This is a genomic window from Brenneria goodwinii (assembly GCF_002291445.1).
Lineage (GTDB): Bacteria > Pseudomonadota > Gammaproteobacteria > Enterobacterales > Enterobacteriaceae > Brenneria > Brenneria goodwinii.
In genome coordinates, this window is record NZ_CP014137.1 from 3,843,511 (window position 1) to 3,864,485 (window position 20,975).

Sequence of the window (20,975 nt, forward strand, 5' to 3'; positions counted from 1 at the left end):
AAACCTGAATGAGTGAAACCGGGGCACAAACCGCTACCTGCTATGGACCTGTCGATCGTCAGGTACTGGATAAAGCCCGTGAAGTTCGTTTGTTGATTTGCGATGTCGACGGCGTGCTGTCTGATGGCTTGATTTACATGGGCAATCAGGGCGAAGAGCTGAAAGCATTCAACGTCCGGGACGGTTACGGCATCCGTTGTTTGCTGACATCCGGGATCGAGGTTGCCATCATTACCGGCCGATCGGCCAATATGCTGGTCGATCGTTGTAAAACATTGGGGATCACGCATCTTTATCAGGGACAATCGGACAAGATTTTGGCCTTCAACGATCTGTTGGATAAACTGTCGGTGAAGGCCAGCCAGACGGCCTATATCGGCGACGATCTGATCGACTGGCCGGTAATGTCGCAAGTGGGGCTGAGCGTTGCCGTTGCGGACGCGCATCCGATGCTGCTGCCGCGGGCGGACTATGTTACGCGTATCGCCGGCGGGCGTGGCGCGGTGCGTGAACTTTGCGATTTAATTCTGCTCTCACAAGGTAAGCTGGAAGATGCCAAAGGGTTGTCGATATGAGTAAAACAAAGCGTTGGCTGACAGCCTTGCTGGCACTGCTGGTACTCGTGTTGATCGGCTGGAATTTAACCGATCAGGATACGGAGTCGGCGCCGGATAACCCAGGCAATGTGGCGCCGGTCTATACCAGCGAAAAAACCACGACGCTGGTTTACAGCCCGGACGGGAAACTAACCTATCGGCTGATTGCAGACAAAGCGGAGTATTTCGACGACGAGCAGCTCAGTTGGTTCACGACGCCCGTCGCCACGCTGTTTAACGACCAGGGAACGGCCACCTGGTCGGTGCGCGCCGATCGCGCCAAACTAACCAAAGAAAAAATGCTCTATCTGTATGGCCACGTTGAGGTCAACAGTCTGACGAATGATTCACAGTTGGAGCGGATTAAAACCGACAACGCCCAGGTCAATCTGGTGACTCAGGATGTCTCTTCCGACGACGAGGTTACCCTGTATGGCGCCAGTTTCACCTCTAACGGGATGAAAATGCGTGGTAATCTGCGTGAGAAAACAGCCGAGTTGATCGAAAAGGTAAAAACCTCCTATGAAATTCAAAACAATAAATAATTCGCTGCGTAACACCCTGCTCGCCAGCTCGCTGTTAGCCGTTAGCGTTCCGATCTTCGCCGTGACCGGGGATAGCAATCAGCCCATTCACATTGATTCAGCACAGCAGTCTCTGGATATGCAGAGCAACACCGTGACCTTTACCGGTAACGTGGTGGTCAAGCAGGGAACAATCGAGGTAAAGGCCGATAAAGTGGTGGTCACCCGCCCACAGGGCGAGCAAGGCCGCGAAGTAGTGGAAGGATACGGCAATCCGGTCACATTTTACCAAATGCAGGACAACGGCAAGCCGGTGAAAGGGCGCGCCCAAAAAATCCGTTACGAACTGGCTAATGATTTTCTGGTGCTGACCGGCGACGCCTATCTGGAACAGTTGGATAGCAACGTCAAAGGCGACCGCATCACTTATTTGGTGAAGCAGCAGCAAATGGAAGCGTTCAGCGACAAAGGCAAACGCGTTACCACGGTATTGGTTCCTTCTCAACTTCAGCAAAAAGAGAATCAGGGACAAACCTCCAATTCTCAACCCTCGAAACCACGAGTCACTGAATAACTTATGGCAACATTAATCGCAGAAAACCTGGCTAAGGCGTATAAAGGCCGTAAGGTCGTGGAAGATGTCAGCCTGACCGTTAACTCCGGCGAAATCGTCGGTCTGTTGGGCCCGAACGGCGCCGGGAAAACCACGACGTTTTATATGGTTGTGGGCATTGTCCAGCGTGACGCAGGGCGGATCGTGATCGATGACGAAGATATCAGTCTGCTTCCGCTCCACGATCGCGCGCTTAGAGGTATCGGCTACCTACCGCAGGAAGCCTCGATCTTTCGCCGGTTAAGCGTGTACGACAACCTGATGGCGATATTGCAGATCCGCAAGGATCTAACCTCTGAGCAGCAGGAAGATCGGGCGAATGAACTGATGGAAGAATTCCATATTATTCATTTGCGCGATAGTCTGGGACAATCGCTCTCCGGTGGGGAAAGACGCCGGGTGGAAATCGCCCGCGCACTGGCGGCGAATCCTAAATTTATCCTGCTGGATGAACCTTTTGCCGGTGTTGACCCCATTTCGGTGATTGATATAAAAAAAATAATTGAGCATCTGCGTGACAGCGGACTGGGCGTGTTGATAACCGATCATAACGTCCGCGAAACGCTGGATGTCTGTGAGCGCGCCTATATCGTTAGTCAGGGGCATTTAATCGCTCACGGCTCACCGACGGAGATACTGGCCGACGAGCAGGTAAAACGCGTCTATCTGGGCGAAGGCTTTAGACTCTGATAGGGTAGGTTTTTATTGCATATTTTAGCCCCAATAGATTTCAGGGCGCAGCAAAGCGGTAACCGAATGATTTCTCAGGATTTCAGTCTGGGTTCAGCAAGGGAAACCGGCAGCGCTGCAACCGGAAAGATACAGGGAATATAAAGGAAGTTAGCGCAACTTATGAAGCAAGGTTTGCAACTCAGGCTTAGCCAGCAACTGGCCATGACTCCACAGCTACAGCAGGCAATCCGTCTGTTGCAACTGTCCACGCTTGAACTGCAACAAGAGATTCAACTGGCGCTGGAAAGCAATCCGTTACTTGAGCAGACGGACAATCACGAAGAAATCGAGTCATTTGAGACCACAGACAGCGATTCACTGGATACCGGCGAAGCGCTTGAACAAAAAGATATGCCGGAAGAGTTACCGCTTGACGCAACCTGGGATGAGATCTATTCCGCAGGCACGCCATCCGGCACCGGCACCGATTATCGCGATGAAGAATTACCGATCTACCAGGGGGAAACCACCCAAACCCTGCAGGATTACCTGATGTGGCAGGTCGAACTGACGCCCTTTTCCGATACCGATGCCGCCATCGCGACATCCATCGTCGATGCCGTAGACACCACGGGTTATCTCACCGTGCCGCTGGAAGACATTCTCGACAGCATCGGCGATGAAAGCGTTACGCTGGATGAAGTCGAAGCGGTGCTGAAACGCGTTCAGCGTTTTGATCCCGTTGGCGTTGCGGCCCGCGATCTGCGTGACTGTCTGTTGGTTCAGCTCTCCCAATTCGCCGACGATACGCCTCGTCTCGCGGAGGCGCGACTGATCGTCAGCGAGTACCTCGACCTGCTGGCAAATCATGATTTCCGCAGTCTGATCCGCGCCACCCGGCTGAAAGAAGAGGTGCTAAAAGAAGCATTGGCGCTGATTCAGTCCCTCGATCCCCGTCCGGGTCAGTCAATCAACACCGGTGAGTCGGAATATGTTATTCCGGATGTTCTGGTGCGGAAAATTCATGGCCGCTGGGTGGTGGAACTGAATACCGACAGCATCCCCCGGTTACAGATTAATCAGCAGTATGCCGCGCTAGGCAACAGCGTGCGCAGCGACAGCGACGGCCAGTTTATCCGCAGCCACTTACAGGAAGCCCGCTGGTTAATCAAAAGTCTGGAAAGCCGTAATGATACGCTGCTCAAGGTCACCCGCTGCATCGTCGAACAGCAGCAGGAATTCTTTGATCAGGGCGAAGAATTCATGAAGCCGATGGTTCTGGCGGATATCGCCCAGGTCGTCGATATGCATGAATCCACGATTTCCCGTGTGACGACGCAGAAGTTCCTGCACAGTCCGCGCGGCATTTTTGAACTAAAATACTTCTTCTCCAGCCATGTGAATACCGATAATGGGGGGGAAGCCTCCTCAACGGCGATCCGGGCGCTGGTCAAGAAGTTAATCGCTGCGGAGAACCCCGCCAAACCGTTAAGCGACAGTAAGCTCACCACGCTGCTCTCCGAGCAAGGCATTATCGTGGCGCGGCGTACCGTTGCGAAATATCGAGAGTCTTTATCTATCCCACCATCGAACCAGCGTAAACAATTGGTTTGATCTCAACTAGAAGGAAGACGCTATGCAGCTCAACATTACCGGACACCATATCGAAATTACCGAGCCTCTACGCGATTTCGTGAATACCAAATTCGCCAAGTTGGAGCAATTTTTCGACCGCATTAACCAGGTCAATGTGATACTTAAAGTGGAGAAAGTGCAAAAGATCGCCGACGCCACGCTCCACGTTAATGGCGGAGAGCTGCATGCCACATCAGAAGCGGAAGATATGTACGCGGCCATCGATCTCTTAATCGATAAACTGGCCCGGCAGTTGAACAAGCATAAAGACAAGCTCAAACAACACTGATTTTCCTCTCTGGCCGTTTAACCAGAGATCAGACCTGGTCCATAGGTTTTATGGGCCAGGCTCATACGGAGTGAACGCACCGTCAGGTGAATATAAAATGAACAACGATCCCATATTGCAACTCAGCACAGTGTTACGTCCCGAGTGCACCCAAAGCGCCGTCCATTGCCAAAGCAAAAAACGGGCATTGGAAATCATTAGCGAGCTGGCCGCCAAACAGCTGAATCTGCCCACGCAGATTATCTTTGACGCCTTGCTCATTCGTGAACGCATGGGCAGCACCGGTATCGGAAATGGCATCGCCATCCCTCATGGCAAACTTGAAGGGGAGGATGTACTGGGAGCAGTCGGGGTATTTATCCAGTTGGAACAACCTGTCGCATTCGATGCCATTGATAATCAACCCGTTGATTTACTTTTTGCCTTGCTGGTTCCCGCAGAACAATGTAAAACCCATTTACATACGCTTTCGCTTGCCGCCAAACGATTGGCCGATAAAACCGTTTGCCGCCGTTTGCGCGCCGCGCAAAGTGATGAAGAGCTGTATCAGATTATGACGGAAGCCGGTTAAATCAGAGGTGAATGCCGATGGTCAATGGCCGCATCGTCTGTAATAAGCCTGTTATATCCTAAATCATTCGAGTGACAGGAAGGCGGCGACGCGGGGATGGAGCGAATAACAAAACCAACGCACATGCAACTTGCAGTATGACGGGTATGGTCGTTCATTGTATTATCGAAAACCAATGTATTATCAAAAACCATTGTATTATCAAAAACCATTGTATTATCAAAAACCGTTGTATTATCGAAAGCTATCGTATTCTCGAAAACAAGGGCAGCGCTAGTTCGCCATCACGTTGCCAAGGGGGAGTCGTCAGATGGTGCTGATGATCGTCAGTGGTCGCTCAGGCTCAGGGAAATCCGTCGCCCTGCGTGCGCTGGAAGATATGGGATTCTACTGCGTAGATAACCTTCCTGTGGTTTTGCTGCCGGAATTGGCTAATACGCTGGCTGCGCGGAACATCTCTGCGGCGGTCAGCATTGATGTGCGCAACATGCCGGAATCGCCGGAAATATTTGAGCACGCCATGGCGCAACTGCCGCAAAGTTTCTCGCCACAGCTGCTGTTTCTGGATGCCGATCGCAATACGCTGATCCGCCGTTACAGCGATACCCGCCGTCTGCACCCGCTGTCCAGCAAGAATTTATCGCTGGAAAGCGCCATTGATGAAGAAAACGATCTGCTGGAACCGCTGCGATCGCGCGCCGATCTGATCATCGACACCTCGGAGATGTCGGTACATGAGCTGGCGGAGATGCTGCGTACCCGCCTGCTCGGCAAACGGGAACGTGAACTGACGATGGTTTTTGAATCCTTCGGCTATAAGCATGGCATCCCGATCGATGCCGATTATGTGTTTGATGTCCGCTTCCTGCCTAACCCCCACTGGGATCCGAAATTACGTCCGATGACCGGTTTGGATAAACCCGTAGCCGCCTTCCTCGACCGGCATACCGAAGTACATAATTTTATCTATCAGACCCGCAGCTATCTGGAACTGTGGCTGCCCATGCTGGAAACCAATAACCGCAGCTACCTGACGGTGGCGATTGGCTGTACCGGCGGGAAACACCGTTCCGTTTATGTCGCGGAACAGCTGGCTGATTATTTCCGTTCGCGCGGTAAAAATGTACAGTCCCGCCATCGCACACTGGAAAAACGCAAGTAATCATGACCGTCAGGCAATTTGTTGAAATAAAAAACAAGCTGGGTATGCACGCCCGTCCCGCCATGCAGCTGTTTGAACTGGTGCAAAGTTTTAATGCCGAGGTGATATTGCGCAATGACAGCGGCACTGAGGCGGAAGCCAGCAGCGTGATTGCCATGCTGATGCTGGATTCGGCCAAAGGCCGGGTTATCGAAGTGGAAGCCAGCGGCCCGGATGAGGTTCAGGCGCTGGCCGCCGTTATTGAACTATTCGAAGCCGGATTCAACGAAGAATAACGCGCCGCATCATCCGGCCCCGTAATGAGCGGTACGGAATCACTCTCCCGCAATCTTCATTTCAGGCAATAACACCGACCCACATTGAATATTGCTGCGTGTTTCGATGTCGTTCCCTACGGTCACGATATTGCGCAGCATCTCTTTCAGGTTGCCCGCGATGGTAATCTCACTGACCGGATACTGAATTTCGCCATTTTCGACCCAAAACCCGGAAGCTCCGCGGGAATAGTCCCCGGTCACGCCGCTGACGCCCTGGCCCATCAGCTCGGTAACCAGCAATCCTTTCCCCATCTGTTTCAGCAACCCGTTGAAATCCAACCCCTGCCCGGCGATACGCCAGTTATGAATACCGCCGGCATGACCCGTGCTCTTCATCCCCAGCTTACGGGCCGCGTAGCTGGTCAGCAGCCAGGTTTGCAGCACGCCGTCCTTCACAATTTCACGCTGGCTGGTACGCACCCCTTCGCTGTCAAACGGCGTAGAGGCCAGCCCTTTGCGCAGATGCGGCAGCTCTTCAATCGTCAGCCACTCAGGCAGAATTTGCTGACCCAGCTTATCCAGCAGGAAGGTTGATTTACGGTATACGCTGCCGCCGCTAATCGCCCCGACCAGATGGCCGAACAACCCGGTCGCCACTTCGGCGGAAAACAAAACGGGAGCCTGCATGGTCGGCAGCTTACGCGGAGACAGGCGCGACAGCGTACGGCGCGCGCACTCTTCGCCGACCCATTCCGGAGTGCGTAATTCATCCAACGAGCGAGCGATGGTGTAGGCATAGTCGCGCTCCATATCCCCATTCACTTCCGCGATCACGCAACTGGACATGGAGTGGCGGCTGGAACAATAACTTTGCAGCATACCGTGGCTATTGCCAAAAACCTTGATGCCATAATGGCTGTTAAAGCTGCCGCCTTCGGTATTGGTGATGCGCTTATCCGCCTGCAGCGCGGCCTGTTCCGCGCGGGCCGCCAGTTCAATCCCCCGTTCCGCATCCAATTCTGACGGATGGAACAGATCCAGATCCGGCGCGTCAAACGCCAGCAGCTCTTTATCCGCCGGGCCGGCGTACGGATCGACGGAGGTGTAGCGGGCAATATCCAACGCGGCCTGCACGGTACGGGCTATCGCATCCGGACTCAAATCGGTGGACGATGCGTTGCCCTTACGCTGTTGGTGATACACCGTAATACCCAGCGCGCCATCGCTGTTAAATTCAACGTTTTCAACTTCACCATAGCGGGTGCTAACGCCAATCCCTGTCGTTTTTGACACCGCGACTTCCGCCGCATCGGAACCCGCTCGCGCCAGTTCCAGAGCCTGAGCAACCGCCTGTTCCAGCGCTTTACGCTGTTGTGCAACCTGAATGATTATTGTCATCGTCCTGCCATAATGAATGAGAAAACCGAAACCAATATATACCTGCAACGTGAAAGATGAAGGGTATAAAAGGGTGTAGCATAGTGCCTCTAAGTCTAACAGGATCTTTAGACAATTTCGCACAAAGCCCAAACCTGTTAGGATCGGCTTCTTTTTATGACGGGCGCCTTGTCCGTCGCTCTGAGAGCCGCCGCGGCGGCGTTAAAAATTGATGGAAGGCGTCCGGTCTTCCCCCCCTGGCGGGCTAACGCTCCGGCGTTTTTTTCTCCTGGAAATTTTTTAAGGATCCAACCATGAACAAGAAACCCGAAGACTGGCTTGATGAAGTCCCGGACAATAATGAAGACGACGATGATGATGAAATTATCTGGGTCAGTAAGAGCGAGATAAAACGTGATGCCGAAGCGCTGAAAGATCTCGGCGCGGAACTGGTTGAGTTGGGTAAAAACGCGCTGGAGCGAATTCCGCTGGATGACGATCTGCGCGCGGCGATCGAACTGGCGCAGCGCATCAAGAAAGAGGGACGCCGCCGCCAGTTACAGTTGATCGGCAAAATGCTGCGCGCCCGCGATCCGGAACCCATTCAGACCGCGTTGGATAAACTGAGAAACCGCCATAATCAGCAGGTGGTGCTTTTCCACAAGCTGGAACAGTTGCGCGATCGTCTGATGGCCGAGGGGGACGATGCCATTCCCGACGTTCTGGCGCGCTATCCTCATGCGGATCGCCAGCAGTTACGCTCGCTGATACGTAACGCGCAGAAGGAAAAGGCGGCCAATAAACCGCCAAAGTCCATGCGCCAGATTTTTCAGTATCTGCGTGAGCTGGCGGAAGCCGGCGAATAAAATAATAGGATAAAAAGCAAGCCCCAGAAATGGGGCCACGCGGTCAGCGTGCGGGCACCAACGCTGCGCCATTGCCGGCGGCCCAGAAGAGAAATTCGCCGCCAGACTCACCGCTTAGTCAGCCCGTAGTGGCGGCTCCAGGCTTCCAATTGCGCAGGAGGCAACGGCCGGGAGAATAAAAAACCCTGAGCCAGCTCATAACCTTGTTGCGCCAATATTTCACGCTGCGTTTCATTTTCCACGCCTTCCGCCACGATGCATAAATCAAGTTTATCGCCGATATGGGTAACGGCATCGGTCAGCACGCGATTTTTATGATGACATTCAATGTCATGAACGAAACTCTGGTCGAGTTTCACTTCATCAAAATTAATACGGTTCAGATAGCTTAAGCTGGCGAAGCCGGTGCCGAAATCATCCATCGATAACTTGACCCCCAGCTCGCGCACCTTATTCAGGATATTCATGGTATCGGCATTGCCATCCAGAATCACCTCTTCGGTAATTTCGATGGTCAGATTGTCTGGCGGTAACGACAACTGCGACAATATGCGGGAAATCAGCGCCGGCAGTTCAGGATTGTGGAAATTGGTGGGCGACAGATTAATCGATACCGTCGGTACATTCACGCCGCGCCGGTGCCAGTCGGCGAGTTGCCGGCAAGCCTCCTGAAGGACCCATTCCCCCAGCTTGTCCATCAGCCCGCACTCCTCCGCCAGTGGAATGAATCGAATAGGGGAAATTTCGCCGAACTCCGGGTGGAACCAGCGGGAAAGAGCTTCAACGCCATGGATCTCGCCATTCTTCAGGCTAATCTGCGGCTGATAGTAGAGCTGCAGGGAAAAGTCTTCCAGAGCTTTCCTCAACGCGCTTTCCAGCGTCAAACGCCTTTTAGCGATCTCATTCATCTCTTTGTTAAAAAAGCCCAAACGCCCACGCAGGTGATACTTCGCCTGGTGCAAGGCGATATCCGCCCCCTGAATCAACGCCCCCATATCATGGCTGTTATCAGGGTATAAATTGATGCCTATGGTGACGGAGGGGGTCACCATGACCCCATCGATAGGAACCGTTTTTGACAACATCGACAGCAATCGTTCGGCCTTTGCCGTGACATCCCGAACATCGTCAATGTTCAACAGCATGGCAAACTCGTCAACAGAAAGTTTGCCGACGAGATCGGCCGCGCCGCATTGCTGGCGCAGGCACTCCGCAATATGGCAGAGCAACTTATCGCCGGCCGCCGCGCCCAAAGAGCCGCTAACCTGCTTGAAACGATCGAGACTGATCATCAGCACGGCTAACGTGTTTCCCCTACGGGCGGCGTTAATAACGGCATTATCCGCGCTGGCGCGGAACAAATTACGATTCGGCAAGCCGGTTAAAGGATCAAAAAAAGCCAACAGCCTGATCTTTTCACTGGACTCATACCGTTCTATCGCCAATGCGCAAAGCCCGGTACTGAGCGTAACCAGGTTCTGATGAAATTTACTGGGCCCGCGCTCCTGCCGAAAATAGAACGCAAGCGTGCCGATGACCTTATTCTGGCTTGAAAAAATGGGGCTGGACCAACAGGCGGCCAATCCTAAAGGCAACACCAGATCGCAACACTCTTCCCATAGCGGATTGTGGGCAATATCACGCACCATCACAGGCACGCCTAGCCAGGCTGCGGTGCCGCTGGAACCAGACTTCGGCCCGATGGGAATGCCGTCCAACGCCTGACTGTAAGAAGCGGGCAATCGCGGTGACGCCAGCGGCCGCAGACAGCCATGCTCATCCACGCGCGACACGCTGCATATCACCTCAGGAGCGATACTTTCTATCTCCAGGCAGAGCCGTTCCATCACTTCTTCCAACGGTCTGTCACGGGCGAGCGCTTCCAACACCGGAAATTGCAACACCTCATACATTTTGGTGGCGGTAATTTCGGTAAAGACGCTGATGGCATACATAATATTATTGCGCTCATCATAAAAATGATTGAGTGCAATAGAGCACCATAACGGATAGCCGGATTTATGATAAACCCGGGTTTCAACACGATAGCGATGATGAGCCTCCCGGACCTCATCCTTATCCGGCTGACAGCCAAACTCGGTTTCACACCGGATAAGCGTTCCTGGGTCATGACCTGACGCCTCCTGCTGGCTATAACCGAAAAGCTGTGTAAAACCGGCGTTCACGAAAGCGGTTCGCCGCTGACCGTCAACATAACGGGCAATAAGTATGGCGCTGTCACTACCGTTGACGGCGGCTGCCAATAGCCCTTCCTCAATCGATTCTGTAACAGTCTCCGCCTTTAAAGGGTGACTTTTCATAAAATTAACCTTTTCAATCAACAGAACCATCATCGCTATTGCATAGCCGCGCCGGAAAACGGTAGACACCCGGCGCGGCTTAACGTCAGCATTGAATCGCATGTGCTGACTCGCCGTCATTCACCCCTGACCGACGCTCACCCTTTGCCGATAAGGATACCGTCGGTGGCGGCATCGGCATCGTTATTCCTTCCCGATAAGGTGAATACGCGCATTGACGCTTCTAACAAATCAGCCTGTTCGGCCAGCGAACCGGTGGCGGATGAGGCTTCTTCCACCAACGCGGCATTTTGCTGTGCGACCTGCTCCAACTGCGTTACCGCAATGTTGACCTGTTCGATCCCCTGACTCTGCTCTTCCGAAGCTAATGAAATGGCGGAAACCAATTCCTTCACTTTATTTACTTCGGCCAACAGCGTTTCCATGTCATTCCCGGATGTCGTCGCCAGCGTGAACCCTTGATGTATTCTACTACTGGTATCTTCAATTAACTCTTTGATCTCTTTAGCTGATCTGGCGCTACGTTGCGCCAGATTACGCACCTCGGAAGCCACCACCGCAAAGCCTTTTCCGGCCTCGCCGGCTCTGGCCGCTTCAACCGCGGCATTCAGCGCCAGGATATTGGTTTGGAAAGCAATGGAATCGATCACGCCGATAATGCTGGAGATCTGCGCCGAGCTTTCGGAAATATCATTCATCCGCTTAACAATATTGGTGATGTTGTCGCCATTCTTTTGCGCCAACCCGGCCATATTTTCCGTCATTCCGGTGACCTGCCGGGTATTTTCGGTATTCTGTTTCACCGATGAAGTCAGTTCTTCCATACTGGCGGCCGTTTGCTCAATCGACGACGCCTGCTCTTCCGTTCGTGATGATAAATCCTGGTTGCCGGCGGCAATCTGACGCGTGCCGACGGAAATAACCTCGGAAGATTCTCTAACATCGGAAACAATGACTTTCAGTGACTGTTTCATATCTTCCAGCGAGGTCAATAATCCCCCCATTTCCGTTTTGGGCTGACGCGGGATATCAAGCGACAGGTCGCCTTTGGCAATCAGGCTGAAAACATGCTTAGCCTCATTGATGGGCGAGAAGATAATCGCGCCAACCAACATTTTTGATAGCACAATCAACACAATAGTTAAAACAATGGCGACGATCACCACCCCCACGTTGATTTTATAGGAGGCAGCGGAATGTTCGATTTCCTGGTCGCCCAACGCGCTCGCAAAAGTAGAAAATTCGTCAATACTGTTCTGCAGCTCTTCGCCCTTTTTTGAGACCGTTGTGGTTATCATCTGGTAAAAAAGATCTAAGTTACCTGAATCCAGCGCCTGCCTGGCGGGCGTGATGCCCTCTTTTATATAAGTATCGTAGGCCTTCTCAATGTTAAGACGCAGCTGCCGTCCTTGTTCCGTCACCGGGACAATACCGTGCAGCGTCTCCATATTTTTATTCGCTGAATTTAAGTAACTCTCCGCTTTCGCCGACATAACATCGGAGCTTCGCCCCTCTTCTTTGGCCATGGCCAAATTATAAAGCACAATTCGGTTACTTAATAAATCAGCATATAACGCATGGAGTTGATTGAGCTGATCCCCTTCAATTCTGTCTATGGTATACAAAGCACCTTTACTTTTTGTCAGCGCATTGATACTAAAAGCGCTGACGCCGATAAGTGAAAGGCTGAACAACCCTATAATTATAGTCAGCCCCAGGCTTATTTTTACTTTCTTAAACATCGCCACCTCCAAAAATATTAACAACGGTGACTATCGTCCTGATTGAATAAACCTTTATCACAAATTTTTTATTTAAAACGATCACCCGGCATAAGAGTTCAATCAAGATAATGATCTCGATTACGAGTCAGTTGCTAGTGATAAATGTCACAAAATCATCTTTACGCATTGAAATAATCCCACTACAAAACAGTTTACATCTCATTTATTTTTACGAGAACAATCAAATGATTTACATTATTAATTAATCAATAAAAAAGTAGCCATAAAGTAAAAAAATAAACATAATTAATTGTTTTAACTGTCATTTATTAAATGATAATTCAACGCCATTATTAACGTAAAAATAAAAAAATATATAAAAGATAATAATCAATCGAGGAGTATGGATGCTAATGAAATATTTCTGGCGTAATATTCATTAGCGGGATAATTTCCGCACTTATAACCACGGTTATTACACCGAACATTTAGCCTTTCAACTCCGGTAAACAGTAATATTATCGACGGTATCCGTTCAGTTAGCCAACACCGCTGACGTGATTTTAATTTAGTTAGGGAAGCAAGTGAACACATCATCAATGAAGGGATACGGTTGAAAAAATAATAGCCCTACCATGTTTTATTATACCATCGAACATATATTCAGCGGCGACAGGTAATATTCGCACAAAAATAATAGCCGGATGAAAAAAACTTAAGCAAAAAAACAGCGGAATATTGAAAAATAACTTTATTTATCAACACGACAGAATAAAAATCCAGGAATAAAAAAGCGCCAGCCCATTGAGACCGGCGCTCCCGTTTATCATCCTGCCGACGATATCGGCTTACGCCGTACCGCCCACGGTGAGATTATCCAGTTTCAGCGTCGGCTGACCAACGCCCACCGGCAGGCTTTGCCCTTCCTTACCGCAGACGCCCACGCCTTTATCCAGCGCCAGATCGTTTCCTACCATCGAAATCTGCTGCATCGCCTCAATACCGGAACCGATAAGGGTAGCGCCTTTCACCGGGCTGGTTATGCGGCCTTTCTCAATCAGGTAGGCTTCCGACGTGGAAAAGACAAACTTCCCGGAGGTAATATCCACCTGGCCGCCGCCAAAATTCGGCGCATACAAACCATAATCCACGCTGGCGATAATCTCTTCCGGCGTTGATTTTCCATCCAGCATGTAGGTATTGGTCATGCGCGGCATCGGTAAATGGGCATAGGATTCACGCCGGCCATTACCCGTTGGAGAGACGCCCATCAGGCGGGCATTGAGTTTATCCTGCATGTAACCTTTCAGGATCCCGTTCTCGATCAGCACATTGTATTGCCCCGGCACCCCTTCGTCATCCATCGCCAGCGAGCCGCGGCGGCCATCCAGCGTACCGTCGTCGACCACGGTGCAAATCTCAGACGCCACCAGTTCGCCTATCTGACCGCTGAATACCGATGTGCCGCGACGGTTGAAATCCCCTTCCAAACCGTGGCCCACCGCCTCATGCAACAGCACGCCCGGCCAGCCCGCGCCCAACACCACCGGCATGGAGCCGGCCGGCGCCGCAACCGCAGACAGATTAACCAACGCCATGCGCACGGCTTCCTTCGCCCAGGCATCGACGCGCGTTTCACCGGCCGTCGTTTCCCAGAAATAGTCATAACCGCCGCGCGCGCCGCCGCCGCTGGAACCGCGTTCACGTTTGCCGTCCGCCTCGACCAGTACGCTGATCGACAAGCGAACCAGCGGACGAACATCCGCCGCCAGCGTGCCGTCGGTGGCGGCGACCAGCACCAATTCGTACACGCCGCTCAAACTGGCGGTAACTTCCTGCACTCTGGCATCGGCGGCGCGGGCCACCGTATCCGCGCGCTGCAATAGGGCTATTTTGTCTTCACGGCTCAGGCTATCCAACGGATTAAGCGGAGAATAAAGCGCGCGATGGGGAACCTCTCCCAGCGTATGCGCGACGCCGTTGCCCTGTTCGCGCACAATACTGCGCGCTGCCTGGGCGCTCTGGTGTAGCGCGTTCAGGGTGAGCTGATCGGCATAGGCAAAACCCGTTTTTTCGCCATTAATGGCGCGAATCCCCACCCCCTGATCGATATTGTAGGAGCCGTCCTTAATAATACGGTCTTCCAACACCCAGGATTCGTGATAACTGGACTGAAAATAGAGGTCGGCATAATCCAGACGACGCTCATTTAACACCTCCAGCACAGAGGACAGGTCTTGAAGACTCAACTTGTTTGCGGTGAGTAATTGCTCACTGACAAAAGACAGACTCATATTTTTTCACTCTTTATTAAATGAAATCGGGTGGACGAACCGCGTTGAGTATTTCGTCGCTACTCGGACTTATTTATGACTCGGTTCACGCAGTACTTCCTGAATCTTCGGCTGATCAAGGCTACCGGAAATCTGGTAGCGGATCAGCGAAATCTTATTCCATAACGGCGCCAGCACCTTACTGGCGGCAAATACGGCGGCGCCCACCACCGGGTTAATGACAAATGCCGTCGCCACGCCCACCGTGGCTGAAATTTCTGGGGCAATGACCGCTTCCATATCGATCTGGCGATTCACCAGATCGACATTGCCCTTCATGGCGATATCCGCTTCCAACCCATCCACCAGCATATCGTCGGTATGCAAAACACCGTCTTTAATCCACGCGGTGCTGCGGATGGAGTCGAAGTAAAAACCACTGCCAAAGGTATCGCGGAAATCCAGCCTGAGCTTGCGCAGCAACGCATCAAAGCTGACCAACCGCAACAATTGTCCGGCCTGTCCGGTGCCCGCGTCGGCAATTTCGCCCTTGCCTACCCGCGTATGCAGTATACCGCTCAGGCTGGCGATATCGGGCGCCCAGGGCTTCCCGCGCCAGTAAAGATCGTAATCGACATCGAAAGCCCCGGCACGCAGCGGCGTATCAATGCCAAACCATTCGGCATTCTGTATCAGACTCTCGCCCGATACCTTTCCTTTCAGTGCGGTACGGGCGCCTTCGGCGTTTTCCTGCCAGCTGCCATTCACCGTCAGCCGCGCTTTCCCGGTATCAATGACTCCATCACTTAACGTCAGTTTCTCTTTTTCCGGCTGCAGCCTTCCCTGAACCTGACCGAAATTTTGCCCGACGAACCAGCACTGATGACAATTTATCTGTAATGCGGGCCAATTTTCAAAGCGCACGCCCTGCTCATTCAGCGGCGACTTGTTCTCAGCCAGCGTGATAGGGTTAGTCGCCTCATCGCCTTTCCATTGAGGATTGTAGTAGAGGTAGCGAATATCGCCGCGCCACATGCCGCTGCCGGGTATATCAAGCGTCGCGTCGATTTCGCGCCCCTTAAGCCCCACCTCGCTGCCGCCGCCCAGGGTATTCTTGCCGGTAATCGATAAATCGTGCCACTGCTGTCCCAACAGTTTAAGTTCCGGCGTACGCACGGTGATGTCCGTAGGCAGGCGGACGCGGCTGGCGGCGTCGGTAACCGTAGGGCTTAGCGATGACCGCGCAGACGGCAGCAGCCCAAGCCAACGCTCGCCATCCAGCGCGGGAAGATCGATAGACAGAGTCGACGCTGCCGGCAAAGGCGGCGTTTTCGCCCCTCTCTGCAATGCGCCGCGCGCCAGCGTTACCGTATGGCCTTTCAGCAACCACTGGCTGTTAAACCCATACTCCTTACCCGCACTCCCCTGCATCGTGAAACCGTTCAGGTCGCCCCGGGTCTTTATCTGCAATGCTACGTTCTCTCCGGCCGCTTTGTTCAACGGCGAGGGTAAGTGACTACTCACTTTGTCGAGATCGGCCAGAATATCGATACTATAAGTCGGTTTGCCGCCATGAGGCAGAGTCACGGATACCGCGCTTTTCCAATCCGCGCCGCCGGAGAGACGCTCGGCGACCAACGTTGGCAATCCTGGCAAACGGGAGGGTTGCCACCCCCCTTGCAGACCGATATTCACCAGAAACGCCTTATCCTGCTCTTCCGTGGTGAAATCCACCGTCATCGGCTGATTGAGCCAATTGGCCTGTAGCGTTTCACTACGCAAGTTGCCGTTGTCATAACGGAATTTACCGGTCAGATTTTTTATCGTGGTTGATAATGGCTCGATGTAAAGGCTGTTGTTATTTAATGCGATATCCCCGCCGGCTTTGACTTCCCCGCCGGCCAGCGGAATATCCAGATGCAGCGACCCCTGCACCGCGCCGCCGATCTGTAGCGCTTCAAGCGCGCTCCCCAGCGAGGATTTCATCGGCGTCTGTTGGAAATAATCACCGATATCCGCTCCCTGCCCTTCCAACTCGCCGTCGACCAGCAAATGTTCCTGGTGATAATCAGGGATGACGGCGCGGATATTCCTGCCCTCCACTTTTCCCAACCAGATTTGCGGCGCCAGCATCCATAAGCCGTTATTGGCAAAATCAAGATTGATATCCAGCTGCGTTAACGCAGGCCAGCCCGGTTGAAACTCGAAGGTCGAATTTTTGACCGGCACCCAAACTTCGAATTGTCCTTCATTGTGGGCGTAGGGGAAACGTTGTGGATTGCCCGCAAATATCAACGTGCCGTTATCCACATAGCCGCTCTTCAGCGCGCCGCTCAGATAGTTCACCAGCTCCGTTCCCATGAAGGGTTCGGGGTAATAGCGCCAGGCATCGGCGGCATCCGTCAAACGCAGGCCAGCCAGAATGTCCAGTCTTGGCTCCCCTTTTTCCGGCTGCTGATAATGGAAATCGCCGTTTACCCACAGCGACCTGGCCTGTACATCCAGCCCGTGGCTCCAGAGTTCCCATCCCTGACTGTTATACCGCCAGTTAAGCGCGCCGCCGGCCTGATGAATCTCCAACGGCGCCCGGAACATGCCATCGGACGGTAGCGTGCTGTTCGCCAGCGTTAGATCCGCCCGTCCCTGTTCGGCGCTGCCGCTCAGCTTGCCGGAAAAGTGTTCCACGCCCGGCAGGTGCTGCCACGCCTGCCAGCTCACGTCATGCCATTGGGCCTGGAAACGGCTCTTCTCCGGCTGCTGCAAAGGGATGTCGATCGCCAGAGAATCCAGCATGCCTTTCGGCTGCAGCGCATCCCAGCGGGTTTTCAAGGTGGGCGTGGTCGTGGATAACAGCGGCAGCACGCTTCCCAAACGCGTCAGATCGAGGTTACCGGCCCGAACACGCAATTCTCCCTGGGCGTCGGTTCCCGGCGGAAGATGCTCGCTCTTCGGCAGCCAAAGGGCTGCAAGTCGGCCTTTCGGCCAGGCTACGCCATCGGTTGCCAGATTCAGCGCCGGCACGGCAAGCTGCCAGCCATTTTCCTGACGGCTGGCGTGCAGCACCATATCGTTAACGCTCAGATGGTGGGTATCCTCATTCTCGGCCCAGGAAGCGGTTCCCTGATGAAGAAACACGTCTGCGCCATGAATATCGCCGCCACCGACCTTGAGCCAGGCCGACAGGCTGAAGTCGGCGCTTTCCAGGCCGGTATTATTCGTCATCCAGCGGCTCAGCCAGGGCTTCATGTCGATATTGTCGGCCTGCAGGTAGATCGTGCCGTTATTCAGCCGCCCTTGCGCATCGTCCAAATCCATCCTCATCTGCACCACGCCATGCTGACCGTTAAAGCTCGACAGGCTGATAAGTCCTTCGGCGCGGTGGCGCCGATCGCTATTCAGCCAGGTCAGTTGAGGGATGCTGAATTCGGCCCGCGAGCCGGAAGGCGTCAGAAAAGAAACATGGCTGTCGCGCAGGTCGAAATGATCGAACTGGCGCAGAAAAAGGTCGTTCAACCGGCCGGATTCCATCAGGTTGTCATCCTGACGCTCTCCGGTCAGCGTGGTATTGAGGTCGAGCTGTAGTTGATAAAAAGTGAGATCGCGGAACTGCCAGCGCCCATGCAGCAAAGATTGCCAGACATCCAGCGCCAGGGTGATCCGCTCAGCCCGCCAATTCGACTCCGGCAGGCGGGTTTGAAACTTTTCGATTTCCAGCGTGGGACCGAAAGACGCCCAGTGTCCTTTAAGCGATCCGATCTCCAGCGGCACCCCTGCGACAGACTGAGTCCATGCGACCAACTGCGGCCGGAAATAATCGAGCTGTGGCAGCACCAATCTTAAACCGCTGACTAACAGCGCAACAATCACGATAAGAGTGGCGCCCGTGACTAGCAATATTCCGGGCAGTCGCCTCACGTATTTCTCCTTGTTTTCGTCACCGACGACGAGCAAAAGCCGCTTTCATAGGGAATCGGTATGCCGTCGCCCACCATGCTCATGCCCGGGAAGGTGAGTTCATGGCTGACATGCCTCGCAAGCATTACATCATGACAACGTCGAACTGTTCCTGACTATACAGTGGTTCAATCTGGACTTTGACCTGCTTGCCAACGAAGATCTCCACTTCAGCCAGCGCATGCGACTCTTCGCTTTTCAGCGCTTCCCCCACCGCCGGCGACGCATAGACCAGGAAGCGATCGGTATCATAAGCATGATGGACGCGCACAATCTCACGCATAATCTCGTAACAGACGCTTTCAACCGTTTTCACCGTTCCACGCCCGTGGCAGGTGGGGCATTCGTTACATAATACGTGCTCTATACTCTCACGGGTTCGCTTACGCGTCATCTCCACTAATCCTAGTTGAGAGAAACCATTAATACTGGTTTTTACCCGATCTTTACTTAACGCCTGTTCCAGAGAATGCAGTACGCGCCGCCGGTGATCTTCGTTATTCATGTCAATGAAATCGATGATGATAATGCCGCCGAGGTTACGCAGACGCAACTGCCGCGCTATCGCCTGAGTCGCTTCGATGTTGGTATTAAAAATGGTCTCATCCAGATTACGATGACCGACGAATGCCCCGGTATTAATATCAATGGTGGTCATGGCTTCGGTCTGATCGATAATCAGGTAACCGCCTGATTTCAACTCAACCTTTCTTTCCAGCGCGCGCTGAATTTCATTTTCCACGTCAAAGAGATCGAAGATGGGCTGCTTGCCGGCGTAATGCTCCAGCTTGTTGGTCATTTCGGGAATGTATTCCGCCGTAAACTCCAGCAGTGAATCGTAGGTCAGTTTGGAATCCACGCGGATGCGATCCAGCGCCGCGCCGGTGAAATCGCGCAGGATCCGCTGCGCCAGCGCCACTTCGCCGTAGAGTTTACATTTGGTCAGGTTGCGTTTTTTCCGCTCCATGACCTTACCCCACAGCCGCTTCAGGAACGCCGCGTCCTGGGCCAGCTCTTCCTCGCCGATCCCTTCCGCCGCGGTACGGATAATGAAGCCGCCGTTCTCATCGCAATAGTCCGCGACCGTTTTCTTTAAACGCTCGCGCTCGACTTCGCTTTCGATCCGCTGCGAAACGCCGACATGCGAGGCGCCCGGCATAAAGACCAGGTAACGCGACGGTAATGTGATATCCGTTGTCAGACGGGCGCCTTTGGTGCCCAACGGATCTTTAACCACCTGCACCATCAGATCCTGACCCTGGCGAACCAGTTCGGCGATATCGCGCACATGAAAGTTTTTCTGTTCGTCACCGGCAACGCACTCCGTGTGCGGCATAATATCGGACGCATGCAGGAATGCGGCTTTATCCAGCCCGATGTCCACAAAGGCGGCCTGCATCCCCGGCAATACCCGGCTCACGCGGCCTTTATAGATATTACCGACGATGCCGCGTTTGGCTTCACGCTCAATATGGATTTCCTGCAAAATGCCGCCATCGATATAGGCGACGCGCGTCTCTGATGGCGTGACGTTTACCAGTAACTCAGCAGTCATGTTTTCCTCTTGCAATCCGCAATGCAGCAAAATTACTGAACAACTCATAGGTTTCCACCAGCGGCAATCCTACCACTGCGTGGTAACTTCCCTTGATCGATTTGACAAAGCATCCGCCTTTACCCTGAATGCCATAGGCTCCGGCTTTATCCATGGGCTCACCGCTGGCGATATAATGATGGATATCCTGACGGGAAAGTGTGCGGAAAACGACGTCAGTAACAACCAGACTGCTTAAAATATCGTGTTTGTCGGCCAATGCCACGGCGGTCATCACCTGATGCCGTTGGCCGGACAACTGGGTAAGCATCTGTGCAGCATGAGCCTCATCCCGTGGTTTTTCCAGCACTTGTCCATTCAATACCACGATGGTATCCGCGCCCAGCACCGGTAAATCAGACGGCGCGGCCAATACGCCGGCCGCCGCTTTTTCATGGGATAACCGGCGAACATAGGCCTCCGCCGCTTCATTCGGCAAACGCCGCTCTTCCACCGCCACGCTCAGATGCGCGAAAGGAATATCGAGCAACGTCAGCAGCTCGCGTCGGCGGGGAGAAGAAGATGCCAGATAAAGTTGAGTCATGAG

The 20,975-nt window shown here is 53.1% G+C and carries 17 protein-coding genes; 10 read left to right on the plus strand and 7 right to left on the minus strand.

Annotated elements, in window-relative coordinates; genetic code table 11:
• The first annotated feature begins 8 nt into the window (after positions 1 to 8).
• From kdsC to npr, 9 genes are all read left to right on the plus strand, one after another.
• Positions 9 to 575: a 3-deoxy-manno-octulosonate-8-phosphatase KdsC gene (kdsC, locus tag ACN28R_RS17070; protein WP_048636517.1), complete on the plus strand. Its 567-nt coding sequence runs from the start codon at positions 9 to 11 to the stop codon at positions 573 to 575.
• Positions 572 to 1,141 (plus strand): LPS export ABC transporter periplasmic protein LptC, encoded by a 570-nt coding sequence (lptC, locus tag ACN28R_RS17075; protein WP_095835032.1) that lies wholly within the window; start codon positions 572 to 574, stop codon positions 1,139 to 1,141. Before kdsC ends, lptC begins: the two co-directional genes overlap by 4 nt.
• The gene (lptA, locus tag ACN28R_RS17080) at positions 1,119 to 1,694 is read left to right on the plus strand and encodes a lipopolysaccharide ABC transporter substrate-binding protein LptA (protein WP_048636519.1); all 576 of its coding nucleotides are present in this window, start codon (positions 1,119 to 1,121) and stop codon (positions 1,692 to 1,694) included. Before lptC ends, lptA begins: the two co-directional genes overlap by 23 nt.
• A 3-nt stretch (positions 1,695 to 1,697) precedes the next feature.
• The gene (gene lptB / locus ACN28R_RS17085; protein ID WP_048636520.1) at positions 1,698 to 2,423 is read left to right on the plus strand and encodes an LPS export ABC transporter ATP-binding protein; all 726 of its coding nucleotides are present in this window, start codon (positions 1,698 to 1,700) and stop codon (positions 2,421 to 2,423) included.
• A 162-nt stretch (positions 2,424 to 2,585) separates the two neighbouring features.
• Positions 2,586 to 4,019, plus strand: a complete 1,434-nt coding sequence (gene rpoN / locus ACN28R_RS17090; protein ID WP_048636521.1) for an RNA polymerase factor sigma-54 — start codon at positions 2,586 to 2,588, stop codon at positions 4,017 to 4,019.
• A 22-nt stretch (positions 4,020 to 4,041) separates the two neighbouring features.
• A complete protein-coding gene (gene hpf / locus ACN28R_RS17095) occupies positions 4,042 to 4,329 on the plus strand; it encodes a ribosome hibernation promoting factor (RefSeq protein WP_048636522.1) in 288 nt (95 codons plus the stop codon).
• A gap of 97 nt (positions 4,330 to 4,426) precedes the next feature.
• On the plus strand, positions 4,427 to 4,900 hold the full coding sequence (gene ptsN / locus ACN28R_RS17100) for a PTS IIA-like nitrogen regulatory protein PtsN (RefSeq protein WP_048636523.1): 474 nt from the start codon (positions 4,427 to 4,429) through the stop codon (positions 4,898 to 4,900).
• Between the two features lie 310 nt (positions 4,901 to 5,210).
• A complete protein-coding gene (gene rapZ / locus ACN28R_RS17105) occupies positions 5,211 to 6,062 on the plus strand; it encodes an RNase adapter RapZ (RefSeq protein ID WP_048636524.1) in 852 nt (283 codons plus the stop codon).
• A 2-nt stretch (positions 6,063 to 6,064) separates the two neighbouring features.
• Positions 6,065 to 6,337 (plus strand): PTS phosphocarrier protein NPr, encoded by a 273-nt coding sequence (npr, locus tag ACN28R_RS17110; protein WP_048636525.1) that lies wholly within the window; start codon positions 6,065 to 6,067, stop codon positions 6,335 to 6,337.
• Between the two features lie 39 nt (positions 6,338 to 6,376).
• Here the strand turns inward: npr and pmbA are convergent, their stop codons facing one another.
• Positions 6,377 to 7,717, minus strand: a complete 1,341-nt coding sequence (pmbA, locus tag ACN28R_RS17115) for a metalloprotease PmbA (RefSeq protein WP_048636526.1) — start codon at positions 7,715 to 7,717, stop codon at positions 6,377 to 6,379.
• Positions 7,718 to 8,010: 293 nt separating this feature from the next.
• Between pmbA and yjgA the strand changes: the two genes are divergently transcribed.
• Positions 8,011 to 8,562: a ribosome biogenesis factor YjgA gene (yjgA, locus tag ACN28R_RS17120; protein ID WP_048636527.1), complete on the plus strand. Its 552-nt coding sequence runs from the start codon at positions 8,011 to 8,013 to the stop codon at positions 8,560 to 8,562.
• A gap of 107 nt (positions 8,563 to 8,669) precedes the next feature.
• Here the strand turns inward: yjgA and ACN28R_RS17125 are convergent, their stop codons facing one another.
• The 6 genes from ACN28R_RS17125 to ACN28R_RS17150 all read right to left on the minus strand — a co-directional run bounded on the left by ACN28R_RS17125 (position 8,670) and on the right by ACN28R_RS17150 (position 20,972).
• A complete protein-coding gene (locus ACN28R_RS17125) occupies positions 8,670 to 10,883 on the minus strand; it encodes a bifunctional diguanylate cyclase/phosphodiesterase (protein WP_183096820.1) in 2,214 nt (737 codons plus the stop codon).
• A 137-nt stretch (positions 10,884 to 11,020) separates the two neighbouring features.
• Positions 11,021 to 12,625, minus strand: coding sequence for a methyl-accepting chemotaxis protein (locus ACN28R_RS17130; protein ID WP_095835034.1), 1,605 nt, complete (start codon positions 12,623 to 12,625; stop codon positions 11,021 to 11,023).
• An 830-nt stretch (positions 12,626 to 13,455) separates the two neighbouring features.
• Entirely contained in the window at positions 13,456 to 14,901 is a 1,446-nt protein-coding gene (tldD, locus tag ACN28R_RS17135; RefSeq protein ID WP_048636530.1) for a metalloprotease TldD, read from the minus strand.
• Positions 14,902 to 14,970: 69 nt separating this feature from the next.
• Entirely contained in the window at positions 14,971 to 18,795 is a 3,825-nt protein-coding gene (gene yhdP, locus ACN28R_RS17140; protein ID WP_095835035.1) for an AsmA2 domain-containing protein YhdP, read from the minus strand.
• A 124-nt stretch (positions 18,796 to 18,919) separates the two neighbouring features.
• On the minus strand, positions 18,920 to 20,389 hold the full coding sequence (rng, locus tag ACN28R_RS17145) for a ribonuclease G (RefSeq protein ID WP_048636532.1): 1,470 nt from the start codon (positions 20,387 to 20,389) through the stop codon (positions 18,920 to 18,922).
• Complete coding sequence (locus ACN28R_RS17150) at positions 20,379 to 20,972, minus strand: Maf family protein (protein ID WP_048636533.1); 594 nt, start codon at positions 20,970 to 20,972, stop codon at positions 20,379 to 20,381. The genes rng and ACN28R_RS17150 overlap by 11 nt, the downstream gene beginning before the upstream one ends.
• Positions 20,973 to 20,975: the final 3 nt, after the last annotated feature.

Bases quoted from the DNA above. Each gene is read 5' to 3' on its own strand.
- ACN28R_RS17150 (WP_048636533.1), bottom strand. From the start codon at position 20,972: ATGACTCAACTTTATCTGGCATCTTCTTCTCCCCGCCGACGCGAGCTG.
- ACN28R_RS17130 (WP_095835034.1), bottom strand. From the start codon at position 12,625: ATGTTTAAGAAAGTAAAAATAAGCCTGGGGCTGACTATAATTATAGGG.
- lptB (WP_048636520.1), top strand. From the start codon at position 1,698: ATGGCAACATTAATCGCAGAAAACCTGGCTAAGGCGTATAAAGGCCGT.
- lptA (WP_048636519.1), top strand. From the start codon at position 1,119: ATGAAATTCAAAACAATAAATAATTCGCTGCGTAACACCCTGCTCGCC.
- lptC (WP_095835032.1), top strand. From the start codon at position 572: ATGAGTAAAACAAAGCGTTGGCTGACAGCCTTGCTGGCACTGCTGGTA.
- pmbA (WP_048636526.1), bottom strand. From the start codon at position 7,717: ATGACAATAATCATTCAGGTTGCACAACAGCGTAAAGCGCTGGAACAG.
- kdsC (WP_048636517.1), top strand. From the start codon at position 9: ATGAGTGAAACCGGGGCACAAACCGCTACCTGCTATGGACCTGTCGAT.
- tldD (WP_048636530.1), bottom strand. From the start codon at position 14,901: ATGAGTCTGTCTTTTGTCAGTGAGCAATTACTCACCGCAAACAAGTTG.
- rapZ (WP_048636524.1), top strand. From the start codon at position 5,211: ATGGTGCTGATGATCGTCAGTGGTCGCTCAGGCTCAGGGAAATCCGTC.
- rpoN (WP_048636521.1), top strand. From the start codon at position 2,586: ATGAAGCAAGGTTTGCAACTCAGGCTTAGCCAGCAACTGGCCATGACT.
- yjgA (WP_048636527.1), top strand. From the start codon at position 8,011: ATGAACAAGAAACCCGAAGACTGGCTTGATGAAGTCCCGGACAATAAT.
- ptsN (WP_048636523.1), top strand. From the start codon at position 4,427: ATGAACAACGATCCCATATTGCAACTCAGCACAGTGTTACGTCCCGAG.
- rng (WP_048636532.1), bottom strand. From the start codon at position 20,389: ATGACTGCTGAGTTACTGGTAAACGTCACGCCATCAGAGACGCGCGTC.
- hpf (WP_048636522.1), top strand. From the start codon at position 4,042: ATGCAGCTCAACATTACCGGACACCATATCGAAATTACCGAGCCTCTA.
- ACN28R_RS17125 (WP_183096820.1), bottom strand. From the start codon at position 10,883: ATGAAAAGTCACCCTTTAAAGGCGGAGACTGTTACAGAATCGATTGAG.
- npr (WP_048636525.1), top strand. From the start codon at position 6,065: ATGACCGTCAGGCAATTTGTTGAAATAAAAAACAAGCTGGGTATGCAC.